21 protein-coding genes, 1 tRNA gene and 1 pseudogene are annotated in these 18,451 nt (G+C 48.1%); 7 read left to right on the top strand and 16 right to left on the bottom strand.

Features of this window, described 5'->3' with window-relative positions; all coding sequences use genetic code 11:
• Positions 1-7 precede the first annotated feature (7 nt).
• The 8 genes from Z042_RS13140 to Z042_RS13105 form a co-directional block, all read right to left on the bottom strand.
• Positions 8-1,624, bottom strand: a complete 1,617-nt coding sequence (locus Z042_RS13140; protein WP_024913625.1) for a phage baseplate assembly protein V — start codon at positions 1,622-1,624, stop codon at positions 8-10.
• Positions 1,621-2,313, bottom strand: a complete 693-nt coding sequence (locus Z042_RS13135; RefSeq protein WP_024913626.1) for a CIS tube protein — start codon at positions 2,311-2,313, stop codon at positions 1,621-1,623. The genes Z042_RS13140 and Z042_RS13135 overlap by 4 nt, the downstream gene beginning before the upstream one ends.
• Positions 2,310-2,492, bottom strand: a complete 183-nt coding sequence (locus Z042_RS13130; protein ID WP_024913627.1) for a DUF5908 family protein — start codon at positions 2,490-2,492, stop codon at positions 2,310-2,312. Before Z042_RS13130 ends, Z042_RS13135 begins: the two co-directional genes overlap by 4 nt.
• Complete coding sequence (locus tag Z042_RS13125) at positions 2,489-2,947, bottom strand: phage tail protein (protein WP_024913628.1); 459 nt, start codon at positions 2,945-2,947, stop codon at positions 2,489-2,491. The genes Z042_RS13130 and Z042_RS13125 overlap by 4 nt, the downstream gene beginning before the upstream one ends.
• A gap of 16 nt (positions 2,948-2,963) precedes the next feature.
• Positions 2,964-4,193, bottom strand: a complete 1,230-nt coding sequence (locus tag Z042_RS13120; protein WP_081758472.1) for a phage tail sheath C-terminal domain-containing protein — start codon at positions 4,191-4,193, stop codon at positions 2,964-2,966.
• Positions 4,194-4,260: 67 nt separating this feature from the next.
• Positions 4,261-5,676 (bottom strand): phage tail sheath family protein, encoded by a 1,416-nt coding sequence (locus Z042_RS13115; RefSeq protein ID WP_335337005.1) that lies wholly within the window; start codon positions 5,674-5,676, stop codon positions 4,261-4,263.
• The gene (locus Z042_RS13110) at positions 5,663-6,730 is read right to left on the bottom strand and encodes a phage tail sheath family protein (protein WP_024913631.1); all 1,068 of its coding nucleotides are present in this window, start codon (positions 6,728-6,730) and stop codon (positions 5,663-5,665) included. Before Z042_RS13110 ends, Z042_RS13115 begins: the two co-directional genes overlap by 14 nt.
• Positions 6,731-6,768: 38 nt before the next feature.
• A complete protein-coding gene (locus Z042_RS13105; RefSeq protein ID WP_024913632.1) occupies positions 6,769-7,218 on the bottom strand; it encodes a phage tail protein in 450 nt (149 codons plus the stop codon).
• A gap of 375 nt (positions 7,219-7,593) precedes the next feature.
• On the opposite strand from Z042_RS13105, the gene Z042_RS13100 reads away from it, so the two are divergent.
• From Z042_RS13100 to Z042_RS26005, 3 genes are all read left to right on the top strand, one after another.
• Positions 7,594-7,902, top strand: coding sequence for a phage holin family protein (locus Z042_RS13100; RefSeq protein ID WP_024913633.1), 309 nt, complete (start codon positions 7,594-7,596; stop codon positions 7,900-7,902).
• Positions 7,899-8,297, top strand: coding sequence for a M15 family metallopeptidase (locus tag Z042_RS13095; protein WP_024913634.1), 399 nt, complete (start codon positions 7,899-7,901; stop codon positions 8,295-8,297). Before Z042_RS13100 ends, Z042_RS13095 begins: the two co-directional genes overlap by 4 nt.
• Before the next feature lie 106 nt (positions 8,298-8,403).
• Positions 8,404-8,895 carry a lysis protein gene (locus tag Z042_RS26005; RefSeq protein ID WP_024913635.1) on the top strand — a complete coding sequence of 164 codons (492 nt, stop codon included), beginning with the start codon at positions 8,404-8,406 and terminating at the stop codon, positions 8,893-8,895.
• A gap of 747 nt (positions 8,896-9,642) precedes the next feature.
• Here the strand turns inward: Z042_RS26005 and Z042_RS13085 are convergent.
• The 4 genes and pseudogenes from Z042_RS13085 to Z042_RS13070 all read right to left on the bottom strand — a co-directional run bounded on the left by Z042_RS13085 (position 9,643) and on the right by Z042_RS13070 (position 12,577).
• Entirely contained in the window at positions 9,643-10,059 is a 417-nt protein-coding gene (locus Z042_RS13085; protein WP_024913636.1) for a GFA family protein, read from the bottom strand.
• Positions 10,056-10,556, bottom strand: a pseudogene (locus Z042_RS26605) (SRPBCC family protein). The gene Z042_RS13085 and the pseudogene Z042_RS26605 overlap by 4 nt, the downstream one beginning before the upstream one ends.
• 2 nt (positions 10,557-10,558) lie before the next feature.
• On the bottom strand, positions 10,559-10,873 hold the full coding sequence (locus Z042_RS13075; protein ID WP_024913637.1) for an ArsR/SmtB family transcription factor: 315 nt from the start codon (positions 10,871-10,873) through the stop codon (positions 10,559-10,561).
• 486 nt (positions 10,874-11,359) lie between these two features.
• Positions 11,360-12,577 (bottom strand): MFS transporter, encoded by a 1,218-nt coding sequence (locus Z042_RS13070; protein WP_024913638.1) that lies wholly within the window; start codon positions 12,575-12,577, stop codon positions 11,360-11,362.
• A gap of 148 nt (positions 12,578-12,725) precedes the next feature.
• Between Z042_RS13070 and Z042_RS13065 the strand changes: the two genes are divergently transcribed.
• A complete protein-coding gene (locus tag Z042_RS13065) occupies positions 12,726-13,613 on the top strand; it encodes a LysR family transcriptional regulator (RefSeq protein WP_024913639.1) in 888 nt (295 codons plus the stop codon).
• A 243-nt stretch (positions 13,614-13,856) separates the two neighbouring features.
• On the opposite strand, the gene alkB is transcribed toward Z042_RS13065, so the two are convergent.
• From alkB to agp, 3 genes are all read right to left on the bottom strand, one after another.
• On the bottom strand, positions 13,857-14,504 hold the full coding sequence (gene alkB / locus Z042_RS13060) for a DNA oxidative demethylase AlkB (RefSeq protein ID WP_024913640.1): 648 nt from the start codon (positions 14,502-14,504) through the stop codon (positions 13,857-13,859).
• A 105-nt stretch (positions 14,505-14,609) separates the two neighbouring features.
• Complete coding sequence (locus tag Z042_RS13055) at positions 14,610-15,305, bottom strand: 4'-phosphopantetheinyl transferase family protein (RefSeq protein ID WP_024913641.1); 696 nt, start codon at positions 15,303-15,305, stop codon at positions 14,610-14,612.
• 97 nt (positions 15,306-15,402) lie between these two features.
• The gene (gene agp, locus Z042_RS13050) at positions 15,403-16,632 is read right to left on the bottom strand and encodes a bifunctional glucose-1-phosphatase/inositol phosphatase (protein WP_024913642.1); all 1,230 of its coding nucleotides are present in this window, start codon (positions 16,630-16,632) and stop codon (positions 15,403-15,405) included.
• 263 nt (positions 16,633-16,895) lie between these two features.
• On the opposite strand from agp, the gene Z042_RS13045 reads away from it, so the two are divergent.
• From Z042_RS13045 to Z042_RS26875, 3 genes are all read left to right on the top strand, one after another.
• A tRNA-Asn gene (locus Z042_RS13045) sits at positions 16,896-16,971 on the top strand.
• A gap of 343 nt (positions 16,972-17,314) precedes the next feature.
• Positions 17,315-17,572, top strand: a complete 258-nt coding sequence (locus Z042_RS25660; protein WP_071882828.1) for a phage integrase central domain-containing protein — start codon at positions 17,315-17,317, stop codon at positions 17,570-17,572.
• A gap of 44 nt (positions 17,573-17,616) precedes the next feature.
• Positions 17,617-17,724, top strand: a complete 108-nt coding sequence (locus Z042_RS26875; protein ID WP_154666954.1) for a hypothetical protein — start codon at positions 17,617-17,619, stop codon at positions 17,722-17,724.
• Positions 17,725-17,742: 18 nt separating this feature from the next.
• On the opposite strand, the gene Z042_RS13035 is transcribed toward Z042_RS26875, so the two are convergent.
• Entirely contained in the window at positions 17,743-18,396 is a 654-nt protein-coding gene (locus Z042_RS13035) for a 4'-phosphopantetheinyl transferase family protein (protein WP_154666953.1), read from the bottom strand.
• Positions 18,397-18,451 lie beyond the last annotated feature (55 nt).

Genomic DNA, 18,451 nt, shown 5'->3' with positions numbered 1-18,451 from the left:
ATCACCTTTACTGGGTTAGGTTAATTTTAGCGCCTTTAATTTCCACGCTATTTTTCCCGGATATTGCCAGTGACTTATCTGCCGTGGTAGTAATTGACTGTGCTTTTAACGTGAACTCTTTTTCTGCTGCTACAACAATACTTTTATCTTGTTGCAGGGTTATCTGGTTTTCTCCTGCCTTGATTGTGATGGTTTTATCCTTGCTATCAATAAGTAACTGTTGCCGTATATCGCCGGATTTAACTATCAGCGTTTTTTCTCTATTATCTTGAGTCGGCTCAAAAGGGGCTTTGTTTTTAGGGTTATGCATCACACCTAAAATAACCGGGTAGCGTGGATCATTTTCAAAAAAACCAATGATAACTTCATCACCTTGCTCAGGATAAAAGCAAAAACCACTTTCACTACTGGCGTAAGGTTTCCCCAACCTAGCCCACAAGAATTCATTAGGGCGATTTAACGCCGAAAGAATAATGGGAATACGATTTAGCACCGCGCTGTCCTGCTGGTATTTCGCTACGGTGGCAATATGTAGCTCTGGCGCTTGCGGTACTATGGGAAAGTGTTCTGCCTGTAACCCTATTTCCAGGGTGGTTTCCCAATCAATTTGCCGGTTAAAACGCTGACGGACGCCGGTAATGACTGCCGTGCCATCGATTTGAGAGCCAAACCCCACCAGTTGGATCCCATCCCCCAATTGATAGAGCGCACTGCCTTCCAGCAAAAACTCTCCTGTCACACCGGCAATACGTTGATTGAGCAATAATCCTTGCGCCAAATAGCCACTTTCCTGAGTGGTGAGTGGACTGCTGTAGCGAATATCCCAGCTCTCGCTATTCAGCGAAGCTAAGCGATCGGGTGAAAGTGCACCTTTACCTGTCGCAATACGGCCATAACGGCCACTCGATTGTGATTGTTGCTTGCTGATGTCCCAACTGCTGATCTCTAACGAGGGCGGATTACGTTGATTGTCAAACTGCCAGTAAGCATCTTTCACCACGATATCTTGGTTCTCATCTCCCCGGCTTTTTAAGAGATGAGTTTTAGCCACACTCTGGGCTCCGGCTTGTACAAAACTGGCACCTTCAGGAGAAGGTAGCAGCCATACCCCAATTGCCGAAAGACGACACAATAAAAAGTACCAGTCCGAACAGCGAAATTGCACCATCTGTTCATGCTTTTGATCCAATGCGGCTATACGCCCGAAACTGGCCTTAACCCCCACCTGATTTAATAAAGCATTTAAGATCGTTTTCTCACTTTTATCACTGAACAACTGCGAATGCTGGGTATCAACCATCCGTTGTAGTCGATGTTTGATAACCAAGGTGAGCAGTAACTGTTTATTTTTAATACGCAGCGTCTGTCGGGTAATCACCCCATTAAACAATACTGATTTTTGGATACCTGCGTTCAATTCTAACTTTAGTGTTTTCCCCACCTGGCAGTAGGCCAATTCTCTCTGAATATCAGGTTGACTGAAAGAGGATAACGACCGATCCAATACGCTGAGTTTAATGGTTGCAGAAGCAACGCTGTTAACCCGATGATAGGTATCCACATCAACGGCGGTCAGCAGGGACAGCATCTTACCATCTGCGGTGATCTTGAGTTGATGACTCATAAGTCATTCCCCCTGGTTGCCTGCAAGATTTCTCCCGGCACGAAGCCATTGAGGTTATCCAAACCGTTTTGCCAGGCCAGAGTCAGATAATCAATACCGCCTGCCAGCGTTGATGCCGTGCTGACCGCCATCAGCGCCAAAGAGACTCCATCCTGCACGCGTAACGCCACTTTCGCTGGCGATTTCAGACTTTGTTCGGTTTCTTGCAATACCAAACTTTCATCAGCCACTAGCGTCAAAACAACCTGCGCCCGTAAGGGTGTCGCATCACGATCAAACAGGGTATAGCTCACCGACAAACCTTTGGTCCGCCCGGCAAAATAGCCACGGCTCTCCCAGCGCATTTTCCCCCATCTGATTTGCAAAAAGCGGGTCTCTTTGCTGGTTGCATCCACCGTACACAGCTGTTTAAGCTGCATCAGTTGGGTTTCTATCGGGGTGGTATTACCCGGCATAGTCGCATCAAAAATCAGCTCAAGTGATAACCCAGCGGGTTTTGCCTGTACATAAGTGCTGCTCTGTTTCTCGTTATTAATGGCCTGAGATTGCAAATAGTCAGTTTGGTAATCCAAATGCAAGGTGGCCGGGTTATACATCGCCTGTAGGCTAGTTCCCGCCCTAACCTTCCCTTCACGATCCTTATAAGCATCGATAGTCAGTTTGGCTAAACCTCGTTCAAGCAGACTCATGGACGCCACCCTTCCCCATCGCGCAATGCTGCCAGCACTTCACGTTTAATTATTTCCACCCATGCCGCGTCATCCAGACTTTCCTGTATCAACGAACGATTTTGGGGCTCCACAAAGCCCGGCTGTGCGTCAGAGACGACTCGGGCCTGAATAACTAACTCTCTGATTTCAACTGTCATAGTTTGACTCCCAGCCAACGCATATCCTGATAGCGTAATTCAAGGGTGTTAACCAATATGGCGTTACTGTTGGCGTCAAAATCGCTGGTTTGCCAGCTGACTGGCAGCGCATTACTCAGTGTCCAACTGGATAGCGGTAGCGAATTCTCGTTTAGCAACATAATCACCACATCGGCATAAACAACATTTTCCCCACGTAAAACCCGATCAAACATCATGGTCAGCGGGGATACAGTCATCACGCCACGTTCAAGTCTAAGAGTGCTATGCTGGATTTTTTCAGCTAAAAAACTGTTGCGGGCGTTTTCTCCGCCTTCACTGTATTGGGTAACCTGGAGTTCCCGACCGAGGCCTGATATACGCTGAAAACGAATATCCAGGGGATTAGGAATGCCGTTAAAAACGAAACTGGCCATAAAACGGTGAGATACCACCGGTGTGTAATAATCGCTCATTGGGCTCTTTCCTCTTTTAAGACAAAAGTGCACCCGTGCGGGTATCAAATACCAAACTGATCTCAATAAATTCAGCCGGAAATAATATGGCTAACTCTATTTTTACGATCATTTTCCCTGCACGAACGTCATCCTCAGTCATCGTCTCGTTTAACCCCAAGAGGACATTAAACGCCTCATCTTCCTGTGCGCCATAAAGCCCCCCCTGTAACCACAGTTGCCGCAGCCAGTTATAGCTTTGCCCTGTACACTTCATCCACGTCAGCTCATTGTTCGGCTCAAAGGTATACAGACGAATTAGCCGGGCCAAATTAGCGGCAACATAAGAAACCAGGCGACGGGTTTGAAGATAACGCCACGACGAGTAGGCGCTATTCTCCAGCGTACGGCACCCCCAGATACGGATCCCTTTTCCGGGAAAACTGCGAATTAAATTGAGAGAAGCACCACTGGCATTAAACAAAGCATCCCCTTGTATGTGTGAAACAACCGGGCGGATCACCTGAGCCAATGCCACATTGGCCGGCGCTTTCCATACCCCGACACGTTTATCCGTACGCTGTATTACCGCCGCAACGGCCGCCGTAGGCGACAGCACGACACGCTGGGCTTCAGTTTCCGTTATCGATGTGTCCCGATAGGTCGTTTCCACCCTTGGCCAATAGGCTGCCCCCCATTGGCGGTAGTCTGATGACAAGGTCTGTAGGCAATGTGCTGCAAGATCAACATCATCCGGCGCATCCAGTAGCACAAAGAGATTGGGTTTAACTTGACTAAGTTGCAACAGCATTGCCCAACCGCTTGACCACAAACTTGCCAGGGTGGCACTGTTCGTAATAAGGGCATCATTAAGACGTGCCATATCCGGTGCCAAAATCAATGTAATCAACGGTTCGCTGGCAATCGCGGAATTGACCAAAGTACTTTGCAGTGCTGAAAAGAAATCGGCTGCTTCAGACTCCGTTATCCTGTCGGATGGCATATTCCCTGGCAGAGATAAAATCAAGGCTTGCTCTCCGCCATTGTCAAAGTAGTGCCTGACAGCAAACGCCATGGTGCCTTTGCTACCAAATGTCTGGGTATAACCCGCCAGGCTATCAACCCGGATGGCCACTGCTTCCAACTGATCTTCGCTAACCTGTTCGGTATAACCAATAAAAACGGGAGTGGCGGTGGCGATTACGTCCTGACTGATAGGCATAATGCTGTCTGACAGTGTGATCCCTGGCTGTATTCTCCCCATCATTATGTCCTCTATAAAATGTTAAACAGGCACCCTGACATAGCAATGCCCGATGTTTTTATCATGGGAGTTATTGAGCAACATCCTGCGTAAACCGCAGAATAATAAACTCAGCCGGTCGTACCGCAGCCAAACCGATCATCATGATCATTTTGCCCTGTTTAATATCATCATCAGACATGGTTAAACCCTGAGCAATCTGCACAAAATAAGCCTCTTCAGGACGATCCCCTACTAATGCGCCCCGCTGCCAGAGCGCATAAAGATAGTTATCAACGGCAGACTTGGCACGCATCCAGGTCGGTTGATTATTGGTTTCAAACAAAGCCGCCCGCAGCGCCTGACGAATATCCCGCTCAGCAGAATTGAACAGGCGACGAACCGGAATATAGCGCCAGTTAATATCGCCTGAGTCACCCACTGCGGTACGCGCCCCCCAAACCACAATACCCCGGTCGCTAAAGGAGCGAATGACGTTCACACCGTTGATATTCATCTGCCCTTGACGCTGGTCATCAACGTTATCAAGCAGACGACCAATACCGGTAAGTGCCACATTGGCTGGCGCCTTCCAGACACCACGGTTGCTGTCGGTGCGGCAGTAAATTCCAGCGATAACCGGGCTTGGGGGGATGATAACCGGCCGCTGCTGTTCATGTGGGATCGCATCAACGATGGTTTCAGCCAGCGTTGGATTTTTATCCCGCAGCACAGCCAATGTCACCAGCAGGCTTTCACCTTCAGCATCCTCATAACCACTGATAATGATATTTTCATCATCTGGCAATATTGAGGTCCTGAGGTTGGTTTCCAGTTGTGGGTAATAAATGGCAGCCTGAGGGATACTGCCAACATTCAACACCGGCTCACCATCATTACTATCCGCAATCAGGAAGTAACCTACTTTTTGACTTAATAGTGGATTCACCGCACCATAAACTGCGTTTTTATAACTGAGATCGAGTTCCGGACAGACAATTAATGTAATATCTCCTTTTTGTTCAATAATATCTGGAATTGACGTTAGGGTCCTTTGATCAGTAAAATCACTTATGGGGTAGATATAACAAGCCCCGCCACCATTTTGGAAATAAAGCTGTAATGCTTCAACGGCGGGAGATAATTCGATAAGATCAATACGGTGACTCCACTCATCCGCAACAGCTGCTTTGATTTTCGCCTTAACTTTCGGTTCATAATCCGCTGCTGGAACTTCAGAAGTATTAGGGTTCGTAGAGCTGATAACAACCTTGATTACCGGAGCCAAAGAAAAAGCCGAGGTAAATTCAAGCCAATTATTGATACGGGTACAGACCGGAACGGCACCTACCGATATCGGTGTAAACTCACCGATAAAGACGGGTATAGCCGTAGGACTATTATTGACAGAAAATGCCAATGACGCATCTTCCTCAATATAAACTCCAGGCGCTTGTAGAATAGCAGGCATATGACACCTCATAATCAGTGGATTAACGCTGTTCAATATCTTGGGTAAACTGGAGAATAATAAACTCCGCTGGCCGAACCGCCGCAAGACCCACTTTAATAATCATCTTCCCTTGATTAATCTGATCAAGAGTCATGGTGATACCTTGGCCAATTTGCACAAAATAAGCCTCTTCTTCACTATTCCCGGCTAGGCCCCCTTGACGCCACAGTGCATAGAGATAATTACCGATCGCAGCCCTCACCCGTTCCCAGGTAGGCTGGCTATTCGGCTCAAATACGGCAAAACTCATAGCTCGCTTGATATCCCGCTCGGCGGTATTAAACAAACGCCGAACCGGGATATAACGCCAGTTATCCTGATCTTCCAGGGTTCTTGCTCCCCAGACAGTGGTACCCGTGTTACTGAAACTGCGGATCATATTGAACGCACGACCTGAGTTGTAGGCCCCTTGTAACTCATCGGTAACCAAAAACTTCGGCTCCAACCCGCCTTTCAATGCAACATTAGCGGGTGCCTTCCACACTCCTCGGGACAAATCCACAGAAGCATACACACCCGCCATAGCGGCGCTGGGTGGAATAGTAGCCTGCGCCCAGTCGGCGGTGAGCCATGGGTAATACACCGCAGCAAACGACGTGGCGGTATATTTACCCTGAGCGTCAGCTACGTCATCCATTGTCAGTACCGTTTCTGGCCCGTCAAGAATGGCAAATAACCCTCGGCCTGGCTGGCATAAGGTATCTACTGCCGTTTGAATATTCTCACCCGCAGCCACTAATAATGTGACATCATCCAAGGTTGGAACTACTGCCTCCAGATCTTCGATATTAATCAGATAACAGTACCCGCCACCATTGGTAAAATAAGTGCGTAACGAGATGGCTAATTTGTCACTGTTATCAAAGTTGTCAACCCGGTTAAGATAATCCATCCATGAATTGATTCGGGTAGCACTCCCACTTACGACAATCCCACTATTCTCCTTCACGGCAAAAACCGGCACGGCGGTGGCACTATTTGACACTGAGAGAGCAAGGCTGCTCAGCTCTTCGATATAAACACCCGGGTAACTGGTAACAGTCGTCATAAAGACTCCTTTATCATATTTATTTAATTATCAGAAACTTATATGGCTTGAATCGTTACCCGATCAGCTGTCAATGTCATTTCCTGAACGGCAATATCATTACTGGTCGCGTCGAAAGAAGGAGAGGTCAACGAGGTAGGGAAAGCATTAGAAACGCTCCAGGTCATCAGCAACTCGGTACCCGCATCATTGGTCAAGCTGATGGTAATATCCTTTTTCTCTACCTGATTGAGTTGAATTGAGTTAATCCAATCGAACAACTTAGTATTTCCTGGGAAAACACCTTTACGCAAGGTAATATTAATCAGCTGACGCTGCCCTGGCATTTTAAACCAGTTACCTACACCGTCGCGATACTCAATGGTGTCATAGGTTATATCCAAACCTGAGACACTGTTAAATGGAATTTTCTCATCTCCCACAGATACAAGAAAACGATAAGTTGGGATAGGATATTCAATCGCAATTTGAGATGTACTTGTAGACATAACAACCTCTTTTTTTTCATAAAAATCAGTTAGACATGAGAATTATTAAATAAAATCACTGTTGATGTAATAGTTATATAAGAACAACGCTACCGCCCCAAAATGTAAAAATCTCACCTTGTATTTTATTTTCATATATAACAAACATCATCATTAACTTTGCAAATAACAAACTCTAAGTACATCGCTAATGATGCAATTTGCATTATAAGCAAATTGCACTATAGACAGTGTTTTTTTTCTGCAACACATATACTGATTAGTAGGACATACAACCCTTAAATCACGAACAGTTCCATTTATGAGGAAAGAAATAAAAACATTTGATATCTAAATTAAAAAAAAGAAAACACTAAATAATTAAAGGTGGTCCACATGGAGCTAAAAATTCCAAACACTGAAAGCATTTTTATCTGGGTCATTATCGGAGCTTTTTCAGCTTGGGGAGGATTTGCTAGATATATTATCGAAACCAAAGATAGAAATATCGATTGGAGCTGGGGAGATGTCTTAGGACAGATTGTTGTTTCTAGTTTCGCAGGGTTTCTTGGTGGGATTATCAGTTTTGAGAGCGGCGTCAGTTTATACATGACGTTTGCTTTATCAGGTTTATTTGGAACCATGGGTAGCTCTGGAATAGATTACCTTTGGAGAAGATTATTTAACCACGGAGGCAAAAAATGAGCATCAACAATATATTTAGATTCAGCGAAAGAAGTGAGCGCAACCTAATTGGTATACATCATGATTTAGTGAAAGTAGTACGTTTAGCGTTATCTATCACCCAAACAGATTTCAGTGTAATTGAAGGCTTAAGAACTGCTGAGCGCCAAAAACAGATGGTTAATAGTGGGCATAGTCAGACTCTAAACAGTCGTCACCTAACCGGTCATGCTGTGGACCTGGCCCCCTTAATTAATGGCGCAATCCCTTGGGATAATTGGACTGCATTTGCCGAATTGGCAAAGACTGTCAAGCTGGCCGCCGAAAGTCTAAACATCCCTATTGTTTGGGGAGGAGACTGGACATCATTAAAAGACGGCCCACATTTTGAGCTGTCAAGAAAATTTTATCCATAAAATACTTTTCTTCTTGAATACCAGAGAAAAGTAATTTTAATGAGCGGAATAACAACACTGTCATGCACTCTTTCGTTGAGTGACCAAACCCAGCGGAGCATTGGCTATGCCTCACCGATTAACTCTATTTACCGGCTTTTTACTACTTTTAACATTAGGTGGTTCAATACTCAGAACCATTCACTACCAACACTTAGCCACTGATTGGAAGAATACGGCCCAACAAAATCAGCAAGCCTTGATGGAAGCTAATACAGCCCTTTATCAGCAACAGCATCAACAACGACAGATTGCAGCACTGGATAAACAGCACACAGAGGAATTAGCTTATGCCAAAATTACCATTGAAGATTTACGTCATGCTGTTGCCGCTGGCTCTAAGCGCTTGCAGGTTGATGCCCACTGCCCCGCGCCCGATAGAAACGGAGACACCAGCTCCCCCAGCATGGTTGATGTTGCCAGCCCCCGACTTACTGACGCCGCTAAACGGCATTATTTCGCTCTCCGGCAACGAATTGCCACCACCGACAAGCAAATAGCTGGGTTACAAGATTATATTAAGTGGGTTTGCCTTAAGTCGGCAATTACAACAAAGTGATTATAGATTAAATTCATTTCACGCCTCTAGCAGATAGTAGAAGCGACGGTTCTCAGTCTGCTCATCGGCGGCATGCAGTTCAAAAGACAATGATAAATTATGGGTCTTCAAGAAGCAGAACAGGAGTACTTGTTATCTCAACAACAGTAGCTTAGGAGCAACTATAAAACCCACCGCCCCCTACAGCCATGACGACATAAATATGAGATAGGGTTCGCAATTATATCATTCAGATATTTTAGGGGCTTATTTGGGGGCCTAGCCTCAAAAAGTTATTTTTTATTACATTAAAATCAATCAATTATTAGATAATTCGAGTCCAGTCAGAGGAGCCAAATTTAACGCCATGGGATTCTAAGCAATCCCGTGGCGTTTTTCGTTGTAATGCGTTGTACGGCTTGTGGTAACACTGGGTTCTAGATTGTTACGTTAACTGCCAGAACGTTTGGGGCCTGTTCGGTTCGATAATATCGAGCCCCCCAATTTTCACTCAGTGAAACAGTTCTCCGAAAGATCAAACCCCAGGACAAACCCGGCGTCATCAAAAGCAGGCCCAGAGAGTGACTAAAACCCTGGAAAAAGTGGTTCACGCTTGGCACAAAAACAACTGCACCTGGTCTTACACGCCTTCAAGTCGCATTTTGCGAAATGTAGCGACCTCCTTATTTATCCGAGAAGATAGCCGCCGTAGACAGCCTGGCCTTGTAACGGTTTTATTCCGATTACGTGCTCTATTGATGACACACCTTAACTGGATGGCATCCGCTCGAATGCCTGCAACGAGGGATCGATGGTGTCCCACGTCTGCCCGCGGATGCTGTAGGTGAGTGCCTGCGGTGCGAAGCGGCCCGGCTCATCCAGGCTACCGGCAGGAACGGCGATCAACTCGGGCATCGCGGCAAAGCGCAAGTAGACAGCTGTTCCACAGACCGAACAGAAGGCGTGGCTCTTCACGTTGCCGTTATCGCCCGCCACCGCCCAGTGCGCCGCCTCGCCAGTGATCGTCATGTCGGCCTGCGCGGGAAAGGTCAGCCAGGAGCCGTGCCCGGTGCCACTTCGCCGTTGACAGTCACGGCACTGGCAATGGTTCTGGTAGATGGGTGCGTGTTCGGTCTGGTAACGAATTGCACCGCACGCGCATCCGCCGGTATAAGGTTGGTTCATGAGTGACTCCCGTTTGAAGCCGCCTTCGGCTTGGTGAACAACAACTGAAAAGTGAAGACGTCGATACCCTGACCGGTTTCCAGCAACGATTTCAAGCTGGAAAGCACGATTGGCCAGCCCTTCTGGATGCTCGTTGCCATGTTGCTGCCGGCCTCGAGTTCGTCGTGGGTGACGGTCAAACGCACCATATCGTCGTAAGCCTCAATGTCGAAACTCACGCGGCTGGTGCTGGCCGGATCGCTGGCCTACGATGGGCTCACCCAGGTGATGACCAAACGAACCGGCGGTACCACCTCAACCACCTTGCCCACCATATTGACATTGCGCTGCTCGTCGGCGCGCACATGTTCCCAAACTGACCCGGGCTTCCAGTCGGAAAGGTTCTCGTGGTCCCAGTAGCGCCGCGTGACCTCCGGCTTGGTGATAGCCTCGAACACTTTTTCCGGCGTCGAACGGATGTAGGTCACATAAATGAAACTCGTCTTCTCTTTGCTCATCGTTACTCTCCTTCAAGTTCTTTCTTCAAATCGTGCAGCAGGGTAAGCCGTTGACGTTCGAATTTACGTACCCACCGCTCATAGACCTCATGCAGCGGCACCGGATTGATGAAATGCAGCTTCTCCCTGCCCCGCCAAACTGTGCTCACCAGATTGGCCGCCTCCAGAATCCCGATGTGCTGGGTGACCGACTGCCGCCTCATGTCCAACTGCTCGCAGAGTTGGCCCAGCATCTGCCCATTGTTCTCGCACAACAAGTCGAGCAGCTTTCTGCGTGTCGGGTCGCCTAGCGCCTTGAAAACCTTATCAATGTCCATTGGTTGTATATGTGTGAGGTGTGAAACGCGAGAGATTATATGCAGGCATTTACCTGCATGTAAAATCGTGCATCAGCTTATGTTTGGCGCAATTACTTGCTTGAAGCTATACGCTGCTATCGCAACGCACCACGACAAGATCGTCACGGCCTTCTCAGGCGCTTATGGGGTTGGCTCTGGCACAACGCTATTTAGAAGATGGTGCCCAGGTGATTATTGTGGGACGTAAACGAATTTAAACATCGGTAGAGATGAGTTATGACCGGGTTGCTTAAAAAGCAACCGCTAAATTAAGCAACACCAAAGAAAGTAAAGGGTTTCTAAAAGAATTTTGACATTCATATTACTTAGCAACCCTTTTTTAATTGTCAGACTTAAACTACCTCTTCGGATAAGCTGATCGTCCCTGTGAGGCTCTAGTCTGAAGAAAATTCCAGCTTACTCACTACAAGTAAAAAAATCACTGAGATGAACCCTGTTACTCCCTCAATGAACCCGAACTACTGGGAATCCATGATTCCTGGCTTGCCAGACCACGATCAGAGTGGGTACAAGGAGTGCAATCAGGGCCAACGGGAAAAAGGAGGGGCCTTTGCTCTGCAACAGCAGGCCGCCACCGATTCCCCCAGTTGCCATCGCGACGTTCCAGACGGTCACGATCATCGACTGTGCAACTTCGGCAGCATCGCCTGCCGTTTTAGCGGATGCAGTTTGGAACAATGTGGCCACACCTCCCCAGGCAAGCCCCCATATCGTGATCGCAGCGTATACGGCGATAACCTCATGATTCCAAAACACCAGCACAGCTGCAGCAAGCAGGAACAGCACGGTACTGATCAACACCAGCTCCCGCAGCCAACGATCCACCAACACCCCGACAATACCAAGGCTGACTAGCGCCACAATCCCAAACACCAGCAGAATCAAATCTACTTGGTCGGCAAGTCCTGATGGCACAAGAAAGGGCGCGATATAGGTGTAAAGCAGATTATGCGCCAGCACAAAAGCCAAGGTGACAAACAGCACAGAACGTATGCCTGGTAGCATGAAAACTTTGGCAATTGAATGGCGGTTGTCAGTTGTTTGCCCTGAAAAGTTTGGTATTTTGCACAACGCCCATCCAGCAAGCAGGACGGCCACGGTACTTATCAGGCCAAAGGTCACGCGCCAGCCAGCATGAATACCCAGGTAAGTTCCAGCCGGAATACCAATGGAAAGCGCCAAGGGAATTCCCGCCATAACGATCGCCATCGCTTTGCCCTTTTGGTGCTCAGGCACCAGTCGGGCGGCATAACCTGCGGCCAGCGACCAGAGCAAACCGGCAAAGACTCCAGCCAGAAAACGCGCGACCAACGTCAGTGCATAGTGGTGCGAAAACGCTGTAACTGCGTTCATCACCGCGAATCCGATGATGGCGATAACCAATAGTGGACGCCTACGCCAGCCTTGTGTTGCAGCAGTCAGCGGTATCGCCGTCAGTAATGTGCCCAAAGCGTATAGCGTGATGAGCTGGCCGGCCAAGGCTTCTGAAACCCCAAGGCCGGTACTCATCTGGCGTAGCAGCCCAGCGGGCAAGGCTTCGGTCAGTACAGTGATGAATGTCACCATCGCCAATGCAAGCAAGGCTGGCATCGGTAGACGCTGAGATCCTGGCGGCACTTCGGATGTTCTGTTGCGGTGTTCAATGGTGGAAACAGGGGGCATAAAGTAATCCTATCTAAAGAATGAAGTTAAAGAGGCAACGCTTCATTAACTTAAAGCGGTGGTGCCAACAGCTTCTACGATAGAGAGATTGATGTTTTCAGACAATAACGCTACAGTTCTTAACATATAGGACAAAAAGTATCAGATAATGGATAGCCTTAGTGCACTGAATGCCTTTGTACAGGCAGCAGAAACTCGCAATTTCACGGTAGCAGGGCAGCGCTTAGGGTTGTCCCCTTCGGCGATCGGCAAAGCAATAACGAGGCTCGAAAATAAGCTCGGCGTGCGCTTGTTCCACCGCTCCACCCGCGCCATCACCCTGACGCCCGAGGGTAGTTGTTTTCTGGAACGCTGCCGACGTATTCTTTGTGAGCTTGAGGTGGCTGAACAAGAACTTATGCACGCCAAGGATGCGCCTCGTGGTCTGCTGCGGGTCAGTATGCCACTCGCAGGTATGCTGATGATGCCAACCCTGAGTGCCTTTATGCGCCATTATCCCGAGATCACACTGGATATCGATTTCAGTGATCGGTTTGTTGATGTTATTGAGGAAGGGTTCGACGCCGTCGTGCGTGCTGGTAATGTTAGCGACTCTCGTCTGATGTCCCGCGTGCTTGGCAAGTTTGAATTACAACTTGTTGCATCACCCGATTACCTTGCTCAGCAAGGCGTGCCAGAAAAACCAGCAGATCTTCAACAATATGTCTGCCTGCATCACCGTTTCGCTACCAGTGGCAAGCTGGAGCCGTGGCCGCTAAAACCGGTGAATGGTGCCAGCCCCGAGCTACCGGTTTCCATGGTCGTGAACACTATCGAGCCACTGATATATATGGTAGAGCAGGGTCAGGGCATTGCCTGTCTGCCCGATTTCGCTGTACGGCGTCAATTAGCCTGCGGTTCGCTCGTCCAAGTATTGGCATCACACACTCAACACTCAGGAATATTCCGCTTACTCTGGCCATCAAGCCGCTACCTCTCTCCAAAACTCCGTGTTTTCGTTGACTTCTTGTCAGAAAACCTGTTTCCCAGAGCCTGATGCACAGCACTCATTTCCTTGTACCGCTTGCTAACAGACTCTCTTTTGCGCTGTGAGCACCAATCTTTCTATCGCACGGTTGGCCGAAATGGCCATAGGTGGTGGAAAATGGCCGTTGTTCTGCTGCTGCCTGCCAATTAGGCCATTTATTTTCGGCGCTCAGCAATCAGGGCAATGCCGAAGCCGAGGAATTGTTCACGCAAGCCGATTCATTATCTGGTCGTTTGTCTAGCCGGGAAACCACTAAAAAGCCTTACGCAAGGTGATATTGATACGGTGAGGCCCCACCAGTGAATGATAGCCTTCTTTCACTGGCATAATACCGTGGAAACACAGGCGCGAGGGGCCTCCCCACACCACCACATCACCATGCACCAGTGGGATACGCTGTGTTTTATCGCTGCGCTGCAAACCACCGAACTGGAATACCGCGGGCAACCCTAGAGATACTGAGACAATCGGCGCGCTGAAATCGTGCTCATCTTTATCCTGATGCAACGAAAGTTTGCTGCCAGGATCGTAACGGTTAATCAGGCAAGAATCTGGCACGTAGTGGCCAAACCCCGCTTGCTGCGCTGCTTCATCTGCCAGCGCCATCAGAATAGCCGGGATCGCTGGCCAGCATTTACCGCTCACCGAGTCGTGTGTGGAATAGCGGTAACCCTGTCTGCTGCTGCTCCAGCCGTTACCACACCAACTCATCGCCACCGACATGGTAAAACCGCCCGGCGTGGTGAAATGTCGCCATGGCACCTGTGCCACTACCCGATTTATTGCAGCCAGCAATTCCGGGCCATGCTCACGCACAAAGCCATGCAGTACCACCGCCCCTGGTGCAATATCTTCACGCCATGGCGATGGTAAGGCATCTTCAAAGAGATCAAGCGTCATCATTAAAATCCTGTGTAAATACACAGTTTTTATTCTAACGGCTCAACATCACTTGTCCAACACTCTAGAACCATTGCTGTTGGGAGCTACACACCATCAATTGATTTAAAAATAAATCATCGTTGTTATGGTGTCATCTTCAAACAAAAAGTGCCCGGTGAACCGGCGCCCAATGTGGCACTGTGGCGTCAAGGTTTTTAGCAACTCCAGTTCAAAGGTTTGTTGCTGCAGATTCAATTGAATAAAACGTGCGTCAAGAAAATCAAAATAATGGCGGACTTGCGGATACAACGCCTTAAACAGGCTCTCCTTAGCGGAAAATACCAGCGTCAGCAGTTGATCGAAAGCCTGTGGCTGTTGGCGTAACCACGCACATTCTTCTTTACTGACAATTCCGCTCCACAAAGCTTCGGCACGTTTGCTCAGCATTCGTGTTTCCACATCAATACCAATCCCTCCCATGCCGTTTTCACGGTGAACCGCGCACAACGCCATATCCGTATTATGGCTGATCGCCCCCGCAATTCCTTGTGGCCACAGCGGGGCGCGATCTTCACCGCGCAGGAGCGTAAAATTGTGATGCCCTAATTCTCCCAACACCTGTCGTGCCAAATAGCGCCCGGCCAGATATTCTGCCCGGCGTTTCGGCACTGCGGAAACTAAATGTTCAGGGAGATCGATCCCCACCAACGGAAACGCTTCGTCGCGATAAGCTGCCGTAGAAAAACAGCAACGAGCAATCAGCCCTGGGTAATCAGCAAAAGTCAAAAACTCAAGATCGGTAATAAAAGGAGAGAACACAGCATCATCCATGATAAAGGAGCAAAAAGGCAGTGTAGACGCCGTTGCCAGGCAGAACAAAAGTTTTCCTCTCCTTGCTACGGGAGAGGAACAAGAATTACAGGATATCCTTCATGGTTTTTTCAAAATCACTCCAGGCACAGAAGCCTTCTTCATTCACTGGGCAACCTTCCAAGACCATGATGACGCGCTGCGGTGGGTGATTCAACGTCAGCGGTATTGCATTACGCAACTGCTCAATAGATTGATAAACATACTCAATCTTCAACAGATCGCGGTCAACCCTATTATCGTGCCAACGCTGAAATACCAACTTGCCACCAATTGGTGTTTTTTCGTATTGATGTGGCAAATGATAAGGTTTGAATTTCATCGCTGACAGCAGCGAAGCAATATTGGAATCATGCCCCACCAACAGGGTCAGTTTCGGTGAATTGGCTTTGCGCTCGCTTATTAACGCCGAGTTAATGTAGGTCAGCAACGGTTTAGCCACATTTTGCGCCACCACCGGCGAGGTAAACAGCGAGTCTTGATAGCCATCCTTCAATTTCGCCAGTTGCTGCCATTGATATGGCGTCATAATCTTGCCCCAGGCAACATCCTTCATCGGGAAACCTTCGTAATATTGCAGCATGAAGGCATCTACCAGCGAATTCCCTACCCTCAACGGGCCAGAAACCCCTGGCTCTTTCCCTGGTATCGCACTCATTTGGTTTAACCCGCTGGCGAGATCGCACTGCATATCCACCTTGCAGGCCGGGGAATTAGGATAATCGATAATTTGTGCCAGTTGCTTGTAAGAGGCATCCAGCTTCAGCGAAGCCAGCGTGGTATTCATTGCACTCAATGCCTGCTGGTTAAACGCATCACTGCTGTCGGTGATAATTGGGTTAAACGTCGGGTCCATTTCCCCCATTTTGTTCTGATGATGGATACTGATGTCGCAGCCTGGGAACGCACCGTTACTAAAGAATTGAGCGGTAGCCACGGTACGCTGCAAACTGTTGGCATAAATATACACACTCTCGTTGGCCGGGCACCCTTCCGCGGGCAATACCCCTACCTGTTTCAGCCACGCATTGAAATAGTGCCCCATATACACTTCCAGTACACCGCCTTTGGTGGTCAAGTATCCCCCCGGCGTATCCCATTGTGGCCAAGTTTGTGGGGTTGATTGCACCAGTACACCACCATTATTTGCCAACGGCGCACGCAGGTTATGGCGGCTCATCACCAACACCTGTTCCAGTTGATAATCCAAATTCTCAGCAAGCACCGAGCCGGTAAATAACAGCGGCAGGCAAAATAATAACGTTTTTCTTCTCATCGACAGAGGCTCCTGAAAAATGATGACTCTTAACATGTTAACGTTTAGCCAGCCATGATGGAGGGGTTAAGTACGAAAGTGTGTGACATAAGTCAGCTAACTGACAACATGGCCTTATCAGCGCGTTTAAAAATCACAGTATCTGGCTAAATATGCCAAATTCTCAACGAGTTGTGCATTCTATAAGCAAACAACCATAGAATGCGCAATCCTCCTTTGACTTCCCATTCCTCCCCCGCTATGATTCTGCTCGTTCACACGATTCCTCTGTAGTTCAGTCGGTAGAACGGCGGACTGTTAATCCGTATGTCACTGGTTCGAGTCCAGTCAGAGGAGCCAATTTCTATTCCAGTGATGTCTGCTGATGTCCATGGAAGCTTTAAAATCAACATGTTATATGTGAATAGGGTTACACTGTATTCCATATTGTTACGTTGACTGCCAATACTTTTGGGGGCTTTATTAGGGGCCTGTTCGGTTCGATAATATCGAGGCTCCCAAATGTCAATCTCTGATACTGTTCTACGTCGTACCAAGCCCCAAGACAAACCAGATAATTGATAGCGCTGGTCTATACCTTCTGGTTAAACCCAACGGCTCAAAACTCTGGTATCTCAAGTACTGATATGACGGAAAAGAAAGGAAGCTGGCCTTTGGTGCCTACCCTGCCGTTTCTTTAACGTTGGCCAGAAAACTACGCGATGACTCACGCGCCGAACTGGCTCAAGGTAATGATCCAGGACAAACTCGTCGTCATGAAAAACAGGCCAGACAAGTGGGCAAAACGCTGGAAGAGGTGGCTCGCGCCTGGCACAAAAACAACCGCACCTGGTCTTACACGCATTCAACCCGCATTTTGCGAAATCTTGAAATGTATCTGTTCCCGTCTTTGGGAAAACGGTCCATTACCAAGATCACCACGGCTGATTTTCTCTGGTAGATACCAGCGGTGAAGCTGAAACGTTTGCCACCGTCAGAGCGCGTATGCAATCTGAGTTAAAAGCTATTACTGAGGAGACCACTGCTCAAGGGGGCGGTAACGTACTCCTGGTTTCACACGGAGCCGCCTATGGCGGTTTTCTGGCTTTCTAATAAAGCCCTCAAATCGGGCTAAAGTACGTCAGAAGGCAAAAAAAACACGGTGGTTTTATAAGATGCTGATGCGGCAGCTAGCACATACTCCTCCTCAATTTCCTGTGAGTACAGGTGCCAGCATTTTCCAGCGACCTTGATACCTACCCCATTGACCAAAGGGTAAGGCAAGTTGAACGTGATCGGCGATAAATAAAAGCCACGACCATCCGCTTTGATGATGGCCTCTTTTAACGACCACAGGCGAAAAAAATCAACGTTGTTGTTATTCTGCATCAGCGCGGAAAACTCATCTGTCGTTAGCACTTCCTTATAATCGTGTATATCAATCGGAACCCTTTTTTCAATATCAACGCCAATATCCCCCAGGGGGTTATAAGCGCACACGGCCCAGACACCCGCATGTGAAATATTAAACCCGCCCATCATCCCCATAACCGCTGGCTTGCCATACTGATTATAGTGCAGATAAGGAAAGTGAGGGTCTTGATATCCTTCATGCTTGGTTAATACATAGCGCAATAGCATTCTCGCCAATAACATTCGGCGTTTGTCATCATCAAATCTGAATTGATCGAATGTAGTTTGCTGATTTCGGTCCAATAAATGTCGTTGAGAATAAAGCCGTTCTCTACTTAGCCCATCAATGCGGGAGCAGTAAATATAATTCACCGTTATTTCATCCGTTCACGGACAAACCCTTGCCGCTCTCGCATAATGCTGCGCC

Origin of the sequence: Chania multitudinisentens RB-25, from assembly GCF_000520015.2 — a bacterium.
Taxonomy (GTDB): domain Bacteria; phylum Pseudomonadota; class Gammaproteobacteria; order Enterobacterales; family Enterobacteriaceae; genus Chania; species Chania multitudinisentens.
The sequence above is the reverse complement of the archived record's forward strand: the minus strand, read 5'-3'. Positions and strand labels throughout refer to the sequence as shown.

Coding starts and splice junctions, on each gene's coding strand:
- Z042_RS13100 (WP_024913633.1), top strand. CDS start 7,594: ATGGAGCTAAAAATTCCAAACACTGAAAGCATTTTTATCTGGGTCATT.
- Z042_RS13140 (WP_024913625.1), bottom strand. CDS start 1,624: ATGAGTCATCAACTCAAGATCACCGCAGATGGTAAGATGCTGTCCCTG.
- Z042_RS13085 (WP_024913636.1), bottom strand. CDS start 10,059: ATGAACCAACCTTATACCGGCGGATGCGCGTGCGGTGCAATTCGTTAC.
- Z042_RS13120 (WP_081758472.1), bottom strand. CDS start 4,193: ATGATGGGGAGAATACAGCCAGGGATCACACTGTCAGACAGCATTATG.
- Z042_RS26005 (WP_024913635.1), top strand. CDS start 8,404: ATGCCTCACCGATTAACTCTATTTACCGGCTTTTTACTACTTTTAACA.
- Z042_RS13135 (WP_024913626.1), bottom strand. CDS start 2,313: ATGAGTCTGCTTGAACGAGGTTTAGCCAAACTGACTATCGATGCTTAT.
- Z042_RS13095 (WP_024913634.1), top strand. CDS start 7,899: ATGAGCATCAACAATATATTTAGATTCAGCGAAAGAAGTGAGCGCAAC.
- Z042_RS13130 (WP_024913627.1), bottom strand. CDS start 2,492: ATGACAGTTGAAATCAGAGAGTTAGTTATTCAGGCCCGAGTCGTCTCT.
- agp (WP_024913642.1), bottom strand. CDS start 16,632: ATGAGAAGAAAAACGTTATTATTTTGCCTGCCGCTGTTATTTACCGGC.
- Z042_RS13110 (WP_024913631.1), bottom strand. CDS start 6,730: ATGACGACTGTTACCAGTTACCCGGGTGTTTATATCGAAGAGCTGAGC.
- Z042_RS13125 (WP_024913628.1), bottom strand. CDS start 2,947: ATGAGCGATTATTACACACCGGTGGTATCTCACCGTTTTATGGCCAGT.
- alkB (WP_024913640.1), bottom strand. CDS start 14,504: ATGACGCTTGATCTCTTTGAAGATGCCTTACCATCGCCATGGCGTGAA.
- Z042_RS13075 (WP_024913637.1), bottom strand. CDS start 10,873: ATGGACATTGATAAGGTTTTCAAGGCGCTAGGCGACCCGACACGCAGA.
- Z042_RS13065 (WP_024913639.1), top strand. CDS start 12,726: ATGGATAGCCTTAGTGCACTGAATGCCTTTGTACAGGCAGCAGAAACT.
- Z042_RS26875 (WP_154666954.1), top strand. CDS start 17,617: ATGCAATCTGAGTTAAAAGCTATTACTGAGGAGACCACTGCTCAAGGG.
- Z042_RS13070 (WP_024913638.1), bottom strand. CDS start 12,577: ATGCCCCCTGTTTCCACCATTGAACACCGCAACAGAACATCCGAAGTG.
- Z042_RS13105 (WP_024913632.1), bottom strand. CDS start 7,218: ATGTCTACAAGTACATCTCAAATTGCGATTGAATATCCTATCCCAACT.